Here is a 15689-nt window from a genome sequence, read left to right on the forward strand (position 1 = left end):
CCTCAGGCAGCGTGGCAATTGTCATCAACTACCCAAGCAAGAAACCTGCCAGCCCTTCAGACCAGGGGCAAGCGAATGGTAAAACACGTGTCGCCCGGTCGGCTCTCGCAATCAATCGTCCCGTGGTGCTGCTGTACGAAGCTCTGCGCCAGCGTCAGGCCCAGGCCGCTACCGCCTTCGCGACCCGAAACCAGCGGATAGAACATCCGCTCGCGGATGTCCTCGGGTATGCCCGGGCCGTCGTCGCTGACCTGCACCTCGAGTGCCAGGCGATAGCGACGTTTGAACAAGGTAGTCTGGCGGGCGACACGCGTCCGCAGGGTGATCTGGCCCGGACCGACGCGCACCGCGGCGGGCTGGCGAATGATCGCCTGCGCGGCGTTCCGAGCGATATTCAGGAAGACCTGAATCAGCTGTTCACGGTCGCCAATCAGCTCCGGCAGACTGGTGTCGTAGTCGCGCCTGACGGTCAGCAGGTTCGGAAATTCGGCGCGCAGCAGACTGCGCACGCGTTCGAGGATTTCGTGAATGTTGACCGGCCCTGGCTGCATCGGGCGGTGCGGCGACAGCAGTCGCCGCATCAGGTCCTGCAGGCGATCGGCCTCCTTGATGATCACCTGCGTGTACTCGCGCAAGCCGGGATTGTTGAGTTCGTGTTCGAGCAACTGCGCGGCGCCGCGAATCCCGCCCAAAGGATTCTTGATTTCGTGCACCAGATTTCTGATCAGCTCGCGATTGGCGTGCTGCTGCTCGACCAGGCGCTCTTCGCGAGTCGCCCGCAGCTGCTGGTCGATCGGCCACAGTTCGACCAGCAGCAGCTCTTCCCGTGTGTCGGCGCGGTTGACCGCGCAATTGAGCCTGAGCAGCCCGCCGTCGCTGAGACGCAGGTCGACGTTCTGCCCGCTGTAGCCGCCACCGTCATGCAAGGCGCTGGCGAGCGCCGCCAGCAGTCCCGGCGGGCACTCGATGACCGCCGCCAGCGGGCAACCGATGAAAACCTTGCTGCTGATCGCCAGCAGGTTCTCGGCGGCCGCATTGAGGTAACAGATCGCCAGCCTGGCGTCAAGGACGACGACTGCCGACGACAGCAGGTCGAGTCCGCCGAATGGATTCCCGGCGTCTTCAGACACCGGTTTCGAGCCGCAATGGCAGCTGCGTCATGGCCATACGATCAGCGTAGATTGCCGATTTCCTTGCTGATCGCCTCGACATTCCGCTGGTGCAGAGCGACCTTGTCCTGGTACGGCTGCAGCCGCTCCTGCACCTTGCCACCACTGATCGCGCCGCCCTGCATGCGCTCTTCCGGCAAGACCAGAGCCTCCTGCCCTTTGAGCGCCGTTTTGGCCTGCTCGACGTTCTTCTGCTCGGTCGCCAGCTCATTTTCGAGGATCCGGCGGCGATCACCGTCGCGAGATTTCTGCGTCTGGTCGTCCACCTTCGGAAAGGAACCTGGTGTCGGCGTCCGCGGCGAAGCCTTGGGCGCTGGCGCCAGGTTGACCGGGTCGAGAACGAGCTTTCGGCAGCTCTTGGTCGGAACGTTCGAGTAGGTGACACTGCCGTTGTCATTGGTGCACTTGTAGATGTCCTGAGCATGCACGGGCCCGGCTGCCAAAAACAGCAGCGCGATCGAAATAAACAGGTTTTGGGGTCTCATCGGCGTCTTGTTCCCTGGTCGCTGGCCGCCGCCAGAGGGCGCCGAGCCGGCATCGTGCTGAATGACAAAGCAGGCACGAGTGTGAGTGTATTGGATCAGTCAAATGAATACAAACGCACGGGAACGAAGATCGGCGGACAAAAAAAAAGGACGGGCAAGCCCGTCCTGTTGACTGCGCCGCGTTCTCAGCAGCTGTAGTACAGCTCGAACTCGACCGGATGAGTGGTCATGCGAACCTTGTTCACCTCGTCCATCTTCAGCTCGATGAAGGCGTCGATCCACTCGTCCGAAAAGACCCCACCACGCGTCAGGAAGTCGCGATCCTTGTCGACAGCGGCAAGCGCCTCTTCAAGACTGGCGCAGACCGTCGGAATCTTGGCATCTTCTTCCGGCGGCAGGTCGTAGAGGTTCTTGTCGGCCGGATCGCCCGGGTGAATCTTGTTCTGGATACCATCAAGGCCGGCCATCAGCAGCGCCGCAAAGCACAGGTAAGGGTTGGCAATCGGATCCGGGAAACGCGTTTCGATGCGCCGCGCCTTGTCGGACGCGACGTGCGGCACACGGATCGAAGCCGAACGGTTCTTGGCCGAGTAGGCCAGCTTGGTCGGCGCTTCGTAGTGCGGCACCAGGCGCTTGTACGAGTTGGTGCCGGGGTTGGTGATCGCGTTCAGCGCCTTGGCGTGCTTGATGATCCCGCCGATGTAGAAGAGGGCCATTTCCGACAGACCGGCGTAGCCGTTGCCGGCAAACAGGTTCTTGCCGTCTTTCCAGATCGACTGATGGACGTGCATCCCCGAGCCGTTGTCGCCGACGATCGGCTTCGGCATGAAGGTTGCGGTCTTGCCATACTGGTGCGCGACGTTGTGCACCACGTACTTCAACTGCTGCGTCCAGTCGGCGCGCTTGACCAGCGTGCTGAACTGGGTGCCGATCTCGCACTGGCCGGCGGTGGCGACTTCGTGGTGGTGCACTTCAACCGGAATGCCGATCGACTCCAACGTCAGCACCATGGCCGAGCGGATGTCGTGCAGGCTATCGACCGGCGGGACGGGAAAATAGCCACCTTTGACTCCCGGACGGTGGCCAGTGCCGCCGCCACCCTCGGATTTCTCGCCACTCGCCCAGGCCGCCTCGTCCGAAAAGATCTTCAGCGAGCAGCCCGACATGTCGACGCTCCAGGCCACCGAATCGAAAATGAAGAACTCGGGCTCCGGGCCGAAATAAGCTGTATCACCGACGCCGCAAGACTTCAGGTAGGCTTCGGCGCGCTTGGCGATCGAACGCGGATCACGGTCGTAACCGCGGCCATCGGCCGGGTCAACGACGTCACAGGTAATGACGATCGTTGTTTCGTCAAAGAAGGGGTCAATATAGGCCGTATCGGGATCGGGCATCAGCTGCATGTCGGACGCCTGGATTCCCTTCCAACCGGCGATCGACGAGCCATCGAAAGCGTGGCCGTTCTCGAACTTGTCTTCGTCGAAAGCGCTGACCGGAACGGTCACGTGCTGCTCCTTGCCACGCGTGTCGGTGAAGCGGAAGTCGACGAACTTCGCCTCGTTTTCCTTGACCATGTTGATCACATCTTGCGGTGTTGCCATTGCGGAGTCTCCTGAACAGGTGCCGGCTCGGCCGGCGGCAGTAGAAAATAGTTACGCGGTGAAACAAAAGCAGAAAACGTGCCAACCACCTCATGCAGAACTTTTATTGTGCCACAACGGTGTTGAGCGCACGCCAGCCCAGCTTGACGCACTGTGCTGGTGCGGCAAGCGGCTGAGCGCCTCATTATAGTGCGCCTCGATGTGTCAAGGCCGCAGCGCGCGCTGCAAACAAGACAAGTGATCTATACTTCGCCCCTCGTGAGATCTCACTTGACGGAGCAGTCGGCGGACACCATGGGAAGATTGACAGATCTGCTTAACCTGGCGCAGGAACGCGGACGCGAACTCGGGCTCCCCTACGCGGGCGCCCTGACCCCGCAGGAAGCTTATGAAATATGGCAACTGGCGCCGGGTGCCAAGCTGGTCGACGTGCGCACGCGTGCCGAGTGGGATTGGGTCGGGCGCATACCCGGCGCGATCGAGATCGAGTGGCTCAGTTACCCCGATAACAAGGCCAACACCCACTTCCTGCCGCAGCTCAAGCAACAGGTCGATGACGAAGCGCTGCTGATGTTCCTCTGCCGTAGCGGCCAGCGCTCGCACCAGGCCGCCGCGCTGGCCAGCCAGGGCGCGAATTCAACGTGCTACAACGTGCTCGAGGGCTTCGAAGGCGACAAAGACGCCAACGGCCAACGCGGCAAAGTTGGCGGCTGGCGTCGCGCCGGCCTGCCGTGGCGTAGCTGAACGTTTTGCCGACAGCCCGGTCTGGGCTGTGTGCGATTGACCCGAGTACCTGAACATGCCAACAGCCACCATCAGCTTCGATAAATTCAACCAGTTGCAGGACGAGGCGTGTCATCAGCGCATTCGCGTCGCCCGCCAACGGCTGGGCAGCAAAGCCGTGCTGCTCTGCCACCACTATCAACGCGCCGACGTTTATCAGTACGCCGACCTGACCGGTGACTCGCTGAAGCTGTCGCGCCTGGCCTCGCAAACCGATGCGCAGTACATCGTCTTCTGCGGCGTTCATTTCATGGCCGAAGTGGCCGACATCATGTCGAAGCCCGAGCAGATCGCGATCCTGCCGGATCTCGCCGCCGGTTGTTCGATGGCCGATATGGCCAATCTGGCGAAAGTCGAACGCTGCTGGCGCGAACTCGGCGAGGTTCTCGACGTCGACCAGCAGCTGACGCCGGTCACCTACATCAACTCGGCCGCCGATCTCAAGGCTTTTTGTGGCGCCCGCGGCGGCATCGTGTGCACCTCGTCGAACGCCGCAACCGTTGCCGCCTGGGCCTTCGAACGGCGTGAGAAGATCCTCTTCTTCCCCGATCAGCATCTCGGGCGCTGGACCGGCCACCAGATGGGCATCGCCCTCGACGAGATGTTCGTCTGGGACCCCGACCTCGAAATGGGCGGCCTCAGCGCCGAAGAAATCCGCCGCGCGAAGCTCCTGCTGTGGAAGGGACACTGCTCGGTGCATCAGATGTTCCAGCCGGCGCACATTCTGCGCTTCCGCAACCAGTATCCCGACGGACTGGTCATCGCCCACCCGGAATGCAGCTTCGAAGTCTGCCGGCAATCGGATTTCGTCGGCTCGACCGAGCACATCGTCAGAACGATCAAGGAAGCCGCCCCGAACACCTGCTGGCTGGTCGGCACCGAGCTCAATCTGGTCAACCGCCTGGCCGAAGAAGTCAAGACAGAAGGCAAGATCGTCCAGTTCATGTCGCCAACGGTGTGCATGTGCTCGACCATGCAGAGGATCGACCCGCAGCATCTGGCGTGGACGCTGGAAAATCTGGCCGACGGCACGCTGGTCAACCAGATCAAGGTTCCCGAGCACGAAATGGAACTCGCCCGCGTCGCGCTCGAACGAATGCTCGCCATCTCCTGAACCGCGATGGCCGCGCCAGCCAGCGTCCCCGACCCGATGAGCGAACAGCCACCTCCCAACCGCTACCGGATCTTCGGCATCAGCAACTGCGACACGATGAAAAAAGCCCTGGCGTGGCTCGCCGAGCATCGCGTCGCCGTGGACTTCGTCGACTACCGCAAGACCGCGATCAGTGTCGAGCAACTCGCCGACTGGAGCCGCCGGGTCAGCTGGCAAGTGCTGCTCAACACCCGTGGCACGACCTGGCGGCGGCTCGCTGAAGAACAACGCGCCGACCTCGACGAAAACAGAGCCCTGACGCTGATGGCGGCGCAACCCAGCCTGATCAAGCGACCGGTGATCGACACCGGCGACGCCTTGCTGATCGGCTTCGATGCACAGCGCTACGCCAACGAGTTCCTGGGAACAAAGCCATGATCGACGACTACCTCTGCCGTTTCCTGCTCGAAGACCTGGACATCTCGGGAGCCGTCGTTCGCCTCGGACCGGCCTGGCGACAAATGCTCGACCAGCGCGACTACGCCGCGCCGGTCGGCCGCGTCCTCGGCGAAATGACCGCGACGACGCTCTTGCTCGCCGGCAATCTGAAGCAGCCCGGACGGATGACCATCCAGCTGCGCGGTGGCGGCGCGGTGTCGCTGCTGGTCATCGACTGCAACGAGAAATTGCAGATTCGCGGCATGGCCAAGTGCAGCGGCGCCGTCGCCGATGGCTCGGCGGCCGAACTGCTCGGCGACGGCCAACTGCAGCTAAGCCTCGATTTGCCGTCGATGCGCGAACCCTATCAAAGCATCGTGCCGCTCACCGGCGACAGCATCGCCGATATTTTTGAACACTACCTCGAACAGTCGGATCAGTTGCCCGCACGACTCTTTCTCGCCGCTTCGCCGGATGCCGCTGCCGGGCTGTTTCTGCAGCGACTGCCGAACGCCGAGCAGCGCGACGCCGATGGCTGGACGCGCGTCGCGGCGCTGGCGGCGACCGTGCAGCCCGCCGAACTGCTGTCGCTGACCGCCGAAGACCTGCTACGACGCCTCTTTGGCGAAGAGACCGTGCGCATCTTTCCGGCCAGAACCGTCGCCTACAACTGCCCCGAAGACTGGGACAAGGTCCGTTCGATGCTGCGTTCGCTCGGTCGTCGTGAAGTCTACGCGACGCTGCACGAACACGGCGAAGTGCTGATCAAGGACGACATCTGCAATCGCGAATACCGTTTTGACGCGCTGGCAATCGACGAACTTTTTGGCGAGTCACCGACAGCAACACCGCCGACCGTCCACTGAGCGCTGCGACGGCAGGCGGGGAGTACTCCCGATGGCGTCGCGCCAGTTTTCGTCGCCGCCAGCGCTCCGCGTCGTACGCCACAAGACGCCTGCTTGTTGACAAGCGTGCCTGCTCGAGAACACCCTTCTGGCAGCGATTCCATTTCGTCCCTGCCATCAACAGAAGGAGCCCACACATGAAAGCTTTCCAGGACTACTACCCTGAAAACGTCGCCCATTGCTATGGTTGCGGCCGCCTGAACACGCAAGGCCACCAGATCAAGACCTACTGGGAGGGCGACGAAAGCGTCACGCGTTTCCGGCCCGAGCCCTATCTCACTTCGGTACCGGGCTATGCCTATGGCGGCCTGGTCGCTTCGCTGATCGACTGCCACAGCACGGGCACGGCCGCCGCCGCCATGTACCGGCAACAAGGCCGCGAGATGGACTCGCTGCCCGCCTTCCGTTTCGTGACCGGTTCGCTGCACGTGGATTTTCTCAAGCCGACGCCCCTGGACGTCGAACTGGAGGTCCGCGGCCGCGTCAAGGAAATCAAGGGCCGCAAGGTGGTGATCGAGACGACGGTGAGCGCGGCTGGCGTCGCGACGGCGCGCGGTGAAGTCGTCGCCATACAAATGCCCGACAGCTTCGGCAGCACGCCACCGGCGTAAACAAAGCAACTGTCGCGTCGGTCGGGTGGCCGCTGATCCTGGGCGGCAAGCGAGCGGACGGCAAGCCGTCGCTGGCCGGTGGCCGAAAACCCTGCCCCGACCTCCTCAGTTGCGCTCAGGTGGCCATCGCCTGGAGGTGTGGACCAGAGCCAGAACCGTCTCGCCGACGATCTCGTACACCAGGCGATAGCTTTCGTGAGGGAGCAGCTCGCGGGTGCCGGGAATCTTGCCCGATCGCCCCATAAAGGGATATTCGGCCAAGCGGGTTGCCGCGTCGCTAACGGTCAACGCTGTGGGGGCCACGCCCGGCAGCCATCCCCATCAGGCACCCACGCCGTCATTGCGAGGAGGCGCAGCCGACGCGGCAATCCAGTTCCACCCTCTGATTTCCTTTCGGCCACCGCATCGACAACGCGAAGAGTCAAACGTCTGGATTGCCACGTCGGCTTCGCCACCTTGACGCCTTGACCCCTTATCGTGACTCGTGACTTATCGCCTCGGTCGCAATTGCTGTAATTGTGACAATCAACGACAATCGCCGACCTTCAGCGCGTCGTCGCGGCGTTCGGATTCAAGCCGGCGTTGATCAAAGGCCTGCTCAAGGCGATGTCGGCCGAAGGCAGCACCGATGTCGACCTGGCGCTGCCGCACTTCCGGCACGATGACCGACAGCTTGCCGGCTGGCGGGCGCTGCTGTTCTCGGTGCAGCGCTTCGAGCGCGCGGTGCTGTTGATCGCCCAGGGCCAGCTACCGCTGGGACGAGCGACGCTGGCGCGGCTGGCTGAAGTACAGGGTCTCAAGGCGATGGTCGCCAAGCTGCGCGTCGCGCTCGACAAGCTCGGGAAGGCGGGAATCCTCAGCAAGCCGCTGGCCGGTAACGACGCCATCGAGAACCGCCTGTTTACCGAATACCGCAAGGAGCTGGCGCTGAAAGAGATTGTTTGCAGCAGCGACGCATCGCACGATGGGCGAGCAATGCGACAACAGCCCGTTGAGCAAGCCGGGCACGCGAGCTTGATCCAGCGCCGCAGCAAACTACAAAAAAGGACGAAGGAATGATCACCGGCAACATCAAGAGCCAGATCGACCAGATCTGGAACGCCTTCTGGTCGGGTGGTATCTCGAATCCGCTGGAAGTCATCGAGCAGATCACCTTCCTGCTCTTCCTGCGCCGTCTCGACGACCTGCATACGCTCGAAGAGAACAAGGCGGCGCGGCTCAAGCGCCCGCTGGCGCGGCGCGTCTTCCCCGAAGGCAGCGACGCCCGTGGACGCTCGTACGAACACCTGCGCTGGTCGCGCTTCAAGCATTTCGCTCCGGCCGAGATGTACACCATCGTCGCCGAGCACGTCTTCCCGTATCTGCGGACGCTCGGTGGCGACGGCTCGACCTACGCGCAGAACATGAAGGACGCGCGCTTCACGATTCCGACGCCGGCGCTGCTCGTCAAGGTCGTCGACCTGCTCGACGCGGTACCGATGGACGACCGCGACACCAAGGGCGACCTCTACGAGTACATGCTCGGCAAGATCGCCAGCGCCGGCCAGAACGGCCAGTTCCGCACGCCGCGCCACATCATCCGGCTGATGGTCGAGCTGACCGCGCCGCAGCCGGGCGACGTCATCTGCGATCCCGCCTGCGGCACCGCCGGCTTCCTCGTTGCCGCCGGCGAAGTCCTCCGCGAGCGCCATCCGAACCTCCTGCACGACACCAGGCTGCGCGAGCATTTTCACCACCACATGTTCCACGGCTTCGATTTCGACAACACCATGCTGCGCATCGGCAGCATGAACATGCTGCTGCACGGCGTCGAAAATCCCGACATCCGCTACCGTGACTCGCTGGCGCAGGACCACGCCGGCGAGGAGGAGAAGTACACGCTGGTCCTCGCCAATCCGCCCTTCGCCGGCAGCCTCGACTACGAGAACACGGCCAAGGACCTGCTGCAGATCGTCAAGACCAGGAAGACCGAACTGCTCTTCCTGGCGCTCTTCCTGCGCCTGCTCAAACCCGGCGGCCGTGCCGCGGTGATCGTCCCCGACGGCGTCCTTTTCGGTTCGAGCAAGGCGCACAAGGAGCTGCGCCGGATGCTCGTCGAAGAGCAGAAGCTCGACGCCGTCGTCAAGCTGCCGGGCGGCGTCTTCAAGCCCTACGCCGGCGTGTCGACGGCGATCCTGCTGTTCACCCGTACCGACTCGGGCGGCACCGACAGCGTCTGGTTCTACGACGTCCAGGCCGACGGCTGGAGCCTCGACGACAAGCGCACGCCGCTGCTGGCCGAAGACAAGCTTGGCCCGGTGCCGCGCAGCGCGCTTGCCGAAGGCGAGCACGGCAGGAACAACCTGCCCGACGTGTTGGCGCGCTGGGGGCAGCGCAATGGTGATGAGCGCGTACGTCCGCGCACGGCGCAGAGTTTCTGTGCGGCGAAGGCCGAAATCGCTGCGCAGGGCTACGATCTGTCGCTGAACCGCTACAAGGAGGTGGTGCACGAGGAGGTCGAGCATCGCGCGCCGAAGGAGATCCTGGCCGAGCTGGCGAAGCTGGAGGAGGAGATTCAGCGGGAGATGAAGGAGTTGGAGGGAATGCTGAAGTGACATCGGCGAGCCAGAACGGCCACTTGCGCTGGCCAACGGTACAGCTCTCGGATGTCGCTGACCATTGCCTCGGAAAGATGCTGGATGCCAAGAAGAACAAGGGCCGTCCCCTTCCGTATTTGCGCAATCCAGACGTCCGCTGGCTTGAAATTAATACGACGCAGTTGCGAACCATGCCATTTGAGCCGCACGAAGACGACCGTTACAGCTTGCAGAAGGGAGACGTGGTCATTTGCGAAGGCGGGGAAGCGGGGCGGGCAGCGATCTGGGACGGCCGGTTGCCGAACGTGAAGTTCCAAAAGGCTATTCATCGAGTACGCCCAGGCCCAAAGCTCGACGCAAAGTATCTGGTGTACTGCATCATGACGGACTACCAGAACGGTCAACTCGCCGACTACTACACAGGAGCAACAATCAAACACCTGACCGGGCAAGATATTGCGCGCTACAGGTTTCAGCTGCCACCACTTCAAGAACAGCGGCGAATTGCGGAGATCCTGGACAAAGCGGACGCGTTGCGGGCCAAGCGCCGCGCCGCTCTCGCCCAACTCGAAGCACTCACCCAATCCATCTTCCTCGACATGTTTGGCGACCCTGTCACGAATCCGAAGGGATGGCCGGCGTCGGTGACTCTCGGCGAGGTAGCCGAGATCGTTTCTGGGGTCACCAAGGGGCGAAACCTACAGGGAAAAGTCTCGCGCATGGTGCCCTACCTTGCCGTTTCAAATGTGCAGGATCGGGCGCTCGACCTTTCTATCACCAAGCGCATTGAGGCGACGGAAGAGGAGATTCAGCGCTATCAATTGCAAGCGGATGATCTGCTCCTGACCGAAGGCGGTGATCCGGACAAACTTGGACGAGGAACGCTCTGGAATAACGAACTACCCGAGTGCATCCACCAGAATCACATCTTCAGAGTGAGGCTCACAACTGAGGCGGTGACCCCGCTATTCCTGAATTGGTTGGTAGGTGGCCAGCGAGGTAAGCGTTACTTTCTTCGTTCGGCGAAACAGACGACGGGTATCGCGTCGATAAACATGACGCAGCTGAAGGGCTTCCCGCTCCTTCTTCCGCCGCTTGCCTTGCAGCACGAATTCGCCCGCCATGTCGCCATCGCGCAAAAACTGAAAGCCGCTCACCGCGCCTCACTCGCCGAACTCGATGCCCTCTTCGCCTCCCTCCAGCACCGCGCCTTCAGAGGAGAGTTGTAACCATGACCAGCTTCCAACCGAAGTTCACGATCTCGAATTCGATCACCGCAGCGCTCACCGCCATCGAGCGGGCGCGCGGCTTTCTGGAAGCGGCGACGCTTTCAGAGGCGTGGGTTGAGCGCATGAGCCAGCAGGCGCTGCTGCTGGAGGCGCATCACAGCACGCACATCGAGGGCACCTTGCTCACGCTGGGCGAGGCCGAGCGATTGTGGGGGGGCGAGACGGTAGCGGGTGCCAATGTTGACGACGTGCGCGAGCTGCTCAACTACCGCGATGCCTTCGAACTGGTGTCGGAGTATCTCGGTGGTGGCGAACCCATCACCGAAGGGCTGCTCCGCGAGATCCACAAGCGACTGGTAAGCGGCGTGCGGGGCCACGCCGCGCAGCCCGGGTGCTATCGGACTATCCAGAACTACATCGCCAACAGCCGCACGCGTGCGGTGATCTATACGCCGCCATCGCCCGAGCAGGTGGCGCCCTTGATGCGCGAGCTGATCGAGTGGCTGCGCGGCGACACGGACATCCATCCGGTGCTGGTCGCCGGCATTGCGCAGTTCCAGCTGGTGCATATCCATCCCTTCGTCGACGGCAACGGCCGGACCTCGCGTTTGCTCTCGACCCTTTGTCTTTACCGCGCGGGTTACGATTTCAAGCGCTTGTTTACCCTCAGCGAGTTCTTCGACCGCGACCGAAGCGCGTTCTATGCCGCGCTGCAAGGCGTGCGCGAGCGGGATATGAATTTGACTGACTGGCTCGACTACTTCGTGCACGGCCTCATGCAGCAACTGGAAGAGGTCAAGAGTCGCGGCGTATCGGTGATCCGGGCCGACGTGCAGGCCAGGGAGCATGCTCTTGGGCTGCGCCAGGCAGCGGTGCTCGCAGCGATCCATCAGGCACAGATGTTCTCCCTGGGGGAACTCGAACCGCTGTTTCCCAACGTGAGTCGCCGTTCGCTGCAGCGCGACCTCAAGCTGTTGCTCGACAAGGGGTTGATCCGCGAGCTGGGCGCTGCCAGCGTGACTGACCCGAATCGTTCCTACGGGCCAGCGCCGGATCGCTAGCCGCGCACGGCCGGGCGTCGCAAGCTGTGACAAACTGTGACAGGGAGCTATGACAAGCTGTGACACCGAGCTGTGACAAGTCCGCAAGCCTGGCTGCAGGCGCATGAGCCAGTTCTCCTTCCTCGACCGCGAATGGCCGGCGGTGTTCGACGCCGCTCAGCGCGCCGAAGCGGCGGTACACGCCGACCCGCGCAGCGCCTGCTTCTACGCCCGCCGCGCGCTCGAACTGGCGGTCGGCTGGGCGTACAAGCACGACGCGGCGCTCAAGCGGCCTTACCAGGACACGATCTCGGCGCTGATTCACGAGCCGAGTTTCAGGCAGGCGGCGGGCGAGGCGGTGTTCAGCAAGGCACGGGTGATCGTTACGCTCGGCAACCGCGCGGTGCACGGCCCGCGCAGCATCCCGACCGAAGACGCGCTGGTCGCCGTGCGCGAGCTGTTCCATGTCGCTTACTGGCTGGCGCGCACCTATGGACGCACGGCGCGGCCGGCGCCGGGGCTGGCTTTCGACGCGGCTGCGCTGCCGAGAGCAGCCGCCCTGCCTGTGCCAGCCCCGGTGCAAAGCGCCGAAGCGCTGCAGCGGCTCGAAGCCGAGCTGCGCGAGCGCGACGAGAAGCTGGCGCAAGTGCTCGCCGCGCAAGGCGCGCTCGACGACGAGTTGACGCGGCTACGCGCCGATGTCGCCGCCGCGAAGCACGCCGCGGCGGCCGAGCCCGATACGCACGACTATTCGGAAGCCGAAACGCGCCGCAGCTTCATCGACCTGCTGCTGAAGGAGGCGGGCTGGTCCCTGGAGCAAGAGCCAGGCCACCCAGGTTCGCGCGAGTTCGAGGTCACCGGCATGCCCAACGGCCAGGGCAAAGGCTTTGTCGATTACGTTCTGTGGGGCGACGACGGCAAGCCGCTGGGACTCGTCGAAGCCAAGCGCACGCGCCGCGACGCGCGCGTCGGCCAGCAGCAGGCGCGGCTGTACGCCGACTGCCTGGAACGGCAATTCGGCCAGCGGCCGCTGATCTACTACTCGAACGGCTACGAGCACTGGCTGTGGGACGACAGTTACTACCCGCCGCGCACGGTGCAGGGCTTCTGCAAGAAGGCCGAGCTGGAACTGCTGATGCAGCGGCGTAGCACGCGCCAGCCGCTGGCGGCGGCGACCATTGACCGCGCCATCGCCGAACGCTTCTACCAGACGCGCAGCATCCGGCGCGTCGCCGAGAGCTTCGAGCGCGATCACGACCGCAAGGCGCTGCTGGTGATGGCCACCGGCGCCGGCAAGACGCGCACGGTGATCGCGCTCTGCGACGTGTTGATGCGCAGCAACTGGGTCAAGCGCGTGCTCTTCCTCGCCGACCGCGTGGCGCTGGTCAGGCAGGCGGTGAACGCTTTCAAGCGCCACCTGCCCGATGCGTCGCCGGTGAACCTGGTCAGCGACCGCTACGGCGAAGGGCGGGTGTTCGTCGCCACCTACCCGACGATGATGGGGCTGATCGACGAGATAACGTCGGAGCGCCCGGGGCGTGCCGGCAGCAGCGGCCAGCGCCGCTTCGGCGTCGGGCATTTCGACCTGCTGATCATTGACGAGGCGCACCGCTCGGTCTTCCAGAAGTACCGCGCGATCTTCGACTACTTCGACTCGCTGCTGGTTGGGCTGACGGCCACGCCCAAGGATGAGGTGGACCGCAATACCTACAGCCTCTTCGACCTTGAAAACGGCGTGCCGACCGACGCCTATTCGCTCGAAGAAGCAGTGCGCGACGGCTTCCTGGTGCCGCCGAAAGCGGTCTCGGTGCCGCTCAAGTTCCAGCGCGGCGGCATCCGCTACGATGAGCTCTCGGCGGAAGAACAGGAGCAGTGGGACGCCATCGAGTGGGACGAAGACGGCATCGTTCCCCAGCGGGTCGACGCCGAAGCGGTCAACAAGTGGCTGTTCAACACCGACACCGTCGACAAGGTGCTGACGCATCTGATGACGCGCGGCGTGACCGTTGCCGGCGGCGACCGGCTCGGCAAGACCATCGTGTTTGCCAAGAACCAGGCGCACGCCGACTTCATCGCCGAGCGCTTCAACGCCAACTACCCGCACTTCAAGGGCGAGTTCGCGCGCGTGATCACCTTCAAGACCGAGTACGCGCAGGACCTGATCGATCACTTCAGCATCAAGGAGCGGGCGCCGCACATCGCGATCTCGGTCGATATGCTCGACACCGGCATCGATGTTCCCGAAGTCGTGAACCTGGTCTTCTTCAAGCTGGTGCGCTCGAAGACCAAGTTCTGGCAGATGCTCGGTCGTGGCACGCGCCTGTGCCCGGACGTGTTCGGGCCGGGGAACGACAAGGCATTCTTCTACGTCTTCGACTACTGCCAGAACCTCGAATACTTTGGCCAGGATCCGGAAGCAAGCGACGTGCCGCTGGTCGCGTCGCTCGGCAAGCGGCTGTTCACCACGCGCCTGCAGCTGATCGGCGCGCTTGACCAGCGGCTCGAAGCCGGAGAGCGCGCCCGGTTCAAGGAAGAACGACTGCCTTATACGATTGATACGCCGGCCAACGAGTTCGAGCTGCGCCGCGACGTCGCCGAACGGCTGCACCGCGAGACGGCGGCGATGAACCTCGACAACTTCGTCGTTCGACCCTGGCGCCGCATCGTCGAGCAGTACGCCAAACCCGAGTCCTGGAAGACGCTGACGCCGGCGGCGCGCTCGCAGCTCGCCGCCGAGGTCGCCGGCCTGCCTTCCGAAATGGCAGCAGATGGCGAGGAAGCGCGGCGCTTCGATCTGCTCGTCCTCAAGCTGCAACTGGCGCTACTGCGTGCCGAGCCGGCGTTCCTGCGTCTGCGCGAGCAGCTGATGGAGATCGCTGCTTTGCTTGAGGAAAAGGCCGCGATTCCGATGGTCCGCGAGCAGATGGTGCTGATCCTGGCGGTGCAGACCGACGACTGGTGGCAGGACGTGACGGTCACCATGCTCGAAGGCCTGCGCCGCAAGTTACGCGAGCTGGTGCGGCTGATCGACAAGCACCGGCGCCAGCCGATCTTCACCGACTTCGACGACGAGATCGGCGACGAGAAGGAGGTCGCCCTGCCGGGCTTCACCGACGGCACGGACTACACGAAGTTCCGCGCCAAGGCGCAGGCCTTCCTGCGCGCGCACCAGGACCATCTGGCGATCCACAAGCTGCGCATGAACCGGCCACTGACCGTCGCCGACCTGGGCGAACTCGAACGAATGCTTGCCGAGAGCGGCGTCGGTGCGGCAAGCGATATCGAACGCGCCGCCAGCGAGTCGCACGGGCTGGGGCTCTTCGTGCGCTCGCTGCTCGGCATGGATCGTGAGGCCGCCAAGGAGGCGCTCGCCGGTTTCCTGGCCGACAAGACGCTCGCTGCCAACCAGATCGAGTTCGTAAACCTGATCGTCAATCACCTCACCGAGCACGGTGTTCTCGACGCCGCCTTGCTTTACGAGTCGCCGTTCATCGACATTACGCCGCGCGGTCCCGATGTGCTGTTCAGCAACGCCGAGGTCGATGAGTTGATGACCGTGCTCGCCGCCGTGCGCGACACAGCGGTGGCGGCATGAAAGTCGGCCCACGAACTGAAGCAGCTGGTGCGAACGCCTTTATCCATCACCGATTGACCGGCTGATCGCTGGCAGGGAGCCATCACAGCGCCTCCAAAGGTGGATCATCGACCTATCGAGGTGTTCGGGGAAATAGACCACACCTCAGTCGTCTAGCGGCCTGC

Annotated in this window: 13 protein-coding genes and 1 pseudogene; 10 read left to right on the forward strand and 4 right to left on the reverse strand. The window is 63.4% G+C overall.

Going from position 1 to position 15689, the window contains the following annotated elements; genetic code table 11:
- Window positions 1-56: 56 nt before the first annotated feature.
- The 3 genes from glnL to glnA form a co-directional block, all read right to left on the reverse strand.
- Window positions 57-1130, reverse strand: coding sequence for a nitrogen regulation protein NR(II) (gene glnL, locus QZ656_RS05975; RefSeq protein WP_291992524.1), 1074 nt, complete (start codon window positions 1128-1130; stop codon window positions 57-59).
- 41 nt (window positions 1131-1171) lie between these two features.
- Window positions 1172-1654: a DUF4124 domain-containing protein gene (locus QZ656_RS05980; RefSeq protein WP_291992525.1), complete on the reverse strand. Its 483-nt coding sequence runs from the start codon at window positions 1652-1654 to the stop codon at window positions 1172-1174.
- Between the two features lie 185 nt (window positions 1655-1839).
- The gene (gene glnA / locus QZ656_RS05985) at window positions 1840-3255 is read right to left on the reverse strand and encodes a type I glutamate--ammonia ligase (RefSeq protein ID WP_291992526.1); all 1416 of its coding nucleotides are present in this window, start codon (window positions 3253-3255) and stop codon (window positions 1840-1842) included.
- Between the two features lie 294 nt (window positions 3256-3549).
- Here glnA and QZ656_RS05990 point away from each other — a divergent pair, with 294 nt between their 5' ends.
- The 5 genes from QZ656_RS05990 (at window position 3550) to QZ656_RS06010 (ending at window position 7085) form a co-directional block, all read left to right on the forward strand.
- Window positions 3550-3999, forward strand: a complete 450-nt coding sequence (locus QZ656_RS05990) for a rhodanese-like domain-containing protein (RefSeq protein ID WP_291992527.1) — start codon at window positions 3550-3552, stop codon at window positions 3997-3999.
- Window positions 4000-4054: 55 nt separating this feature from the next.
- A complete protein-coding gene (nadA, locus tag QZ656_RS05995) occupies window positions 4055-5152 on the forward strand; it encodes a quinolinate synthase NadA (RefSeq protein ID WP_291992528.1) in 1098 nt (365 codons plus the stop codon).
- Between the two features lie 36 nt (window positions 5153-5188).
- Window positions 5189-5569: an arsenate reductase gene (locus QZ656_RS06000; RefSeq protein ID WP_291992644.1), complete on the forward strand. Its 381-nt coding sequence runs from the start codon at window positions 5189-5191 to the stop codon at window positions 5567-5569.
- On the forward strand, window positions 5566-6435 hold the full coding sequence (locus QZ656_RS06005) for an Hsp33 family molecular chaperone HslO (RefSeq protein WP_291992529.1): 870 nt from the start codon (window positions 5566-5568) through the stop codon (window positions 6433-6435). The genes QZ656_RS06000 and QZ656_RS06005 overlap by 4 nt, the downstream gene beginning before the upstream one ends.
- A 176-nt stretch (window positions 6436-6611) precedes the next feature.
- On the forward strand, window positions 6612-7085 hold the full coding sequence (locus tag QZ656_RS06010) for a PaaI family thioesterase (protein ID WP_291992530.1): 474 nt from the start codon (window positions 6612-6614) through the stop codon (window positions 7083-7085).
- A gap of 105 nt (window positions 7086-7190) precedes the next feature.
- On the opposite strand, the pseudogene QZ656_RS06015 reads toward QZ656_RS06010, so the two are convergent.
- Window positions 7191-7364 (reverse strand): annotated as a pseudogene (locus QZ656_RS06015) (type II toxin-antitoxin system RelE/ParE family toxin); the annotation flags it as partial.
- 303 nt (window positions 7365-7667) lie between these two features.
- Here QZ656_RS06015 and QZ656_RS06020 point away from each other — a divergent pair.
- From QZ656_RS06020 to QZ656_RS06040, 5 genes are all read left to right on the forward strand, one after another.
- Entirely contained in the window at window positions 7668-8144 is a 477-nt protein-coding gene (locus QZ656_RS06020; protein WP_291992531.1) for a hypothetical protein, read from the forward strand.
- Complete coding sequence (locus QZ656_RS06025; protein WP_291992532.1) at window positions 8141-9679, forward strand: class I SAM-dependent DNA methyltransferase; 1539 nt, start codon at window positions 8141-8143, stop codon at window positions 9677-9679. Before QZ656_RS06020 ends, QZ656_RS06025 begins: the two co-directional genes overlap by 4 nt.
- Window positions 9676-10890, forward strand: a complete 1215-nt coding sequence (locus QZ656_RS06030; RefSeq protein ID WP_291992533.1) for a restriction endonuclease subunit S — start codon at window positions 9676-9678, stop codon at window positions 10888-10890. The genes QZ656_RS06025 and QZ656_RS06030 overlap by 4 nt, the downstream gene beginning before the upstream one ends.
- A gap of 2 nt (window positions 10891-10892) precedes the next feature.
- Window positions 10893-11951 (forward strand): Fic family protein, encoded by a 1059-nt coding sequence (locus QZ656_RS06035; protein WP_291992534.1) that lies wholly within the window; start codon window positions 10893-10895, stop codon window positions 11949-11951.
- 103 nt (window positions 11952-12054) lie between these two features.
- Window positions 12055-15525, forward strand: coding sequence for a DEAD/DEAH box helicase family protein (locus QZ656_RS06040; protein WP_291992535.1), 3471 nt, complete (start codon window positions 12055-12057; stop codon window positions 15523-15525).
- Window positions 15526-15689: the final 164 nt, after the last annotated feature.

The sequence above is a fragment of the Candidatus Accumulibacter sp. ACC003 genome (genome assembly GCF_907163085.1).
In the GTDB taxonomy this organism is placed as follows: Bacteria; Pseudomonadota; Gammaproteobacteria; order Burkholderiales; family Rhodocyclaceae; genus Accumulibacter.

Coding starts and splice junctions, on each gene's coding strand:
- QZ656_RS05980 (WP_291992525.1), bottom strand. CDS start 1,654: ATGAGACCCCAAAACCTGTTTATTTCGATCGCGCTGCTGTTTTTGGCA.
- glnA (WP_291992526.1), bottom strand. CDS start 3,255: ATGGCAACACCGCAAGATGTGATCAACATGGTCAAGGAAAACGAGGCG.
- QZ656_RS05990 (WP_291992527.1), top strand. CDS start 3,550: ATGGGAAGATTGACAGATCTGCTTAACCTGGCGCAGGAACGCGGACGC.
- nadA (WP_291992528.1), top strand. CDS start 4,055: ATGCCAACAGCCACCATCAGCTTCGATAAATTCAACCAGTTGCAGGAC.
- QZ656_RS06000 (WP_291992644.1), top strand. CDS start 5,189: ATGAGCGAACAGCCACCTCCCAACCGCTACCGGATCTTCGGCATCAGC.
- QZ656_RS06005 (WP_291992529.1), top strand. CDS start 5,566: ATGATCGACGACTACCTCTGCCGTTTCCTGCTCGAAGACCTGGACATC.
- QZ656_RS06010 (WP_291992530.1), top strand. CDS start 6,612: ATGAAAGCTTTCCAGGACTACTACCCTGAAAACGTCGCCCATTGCTAT.
- QZ656_RS06025 (WP_291992532.1), top strand. CDS start 8,141: ATGATCACCGGCAACATCAAGAGCCAGATCGACCAGATCTGGAACGCC.
- QZ656_RS06035 (WP_291992534.1), top strand. CDS start 10,893: ATGACCAGCTTCCAACCGAAGTTCACGATCTCGAATTCGATCACCGCA.
- QZ656_RS06040 (WP_291992535.1), top strand. CDS start 12,055: ATGAGCCAGTTCTCCTTCCTCGACCGCGAATGGCCGGCGGTGTTCGAC.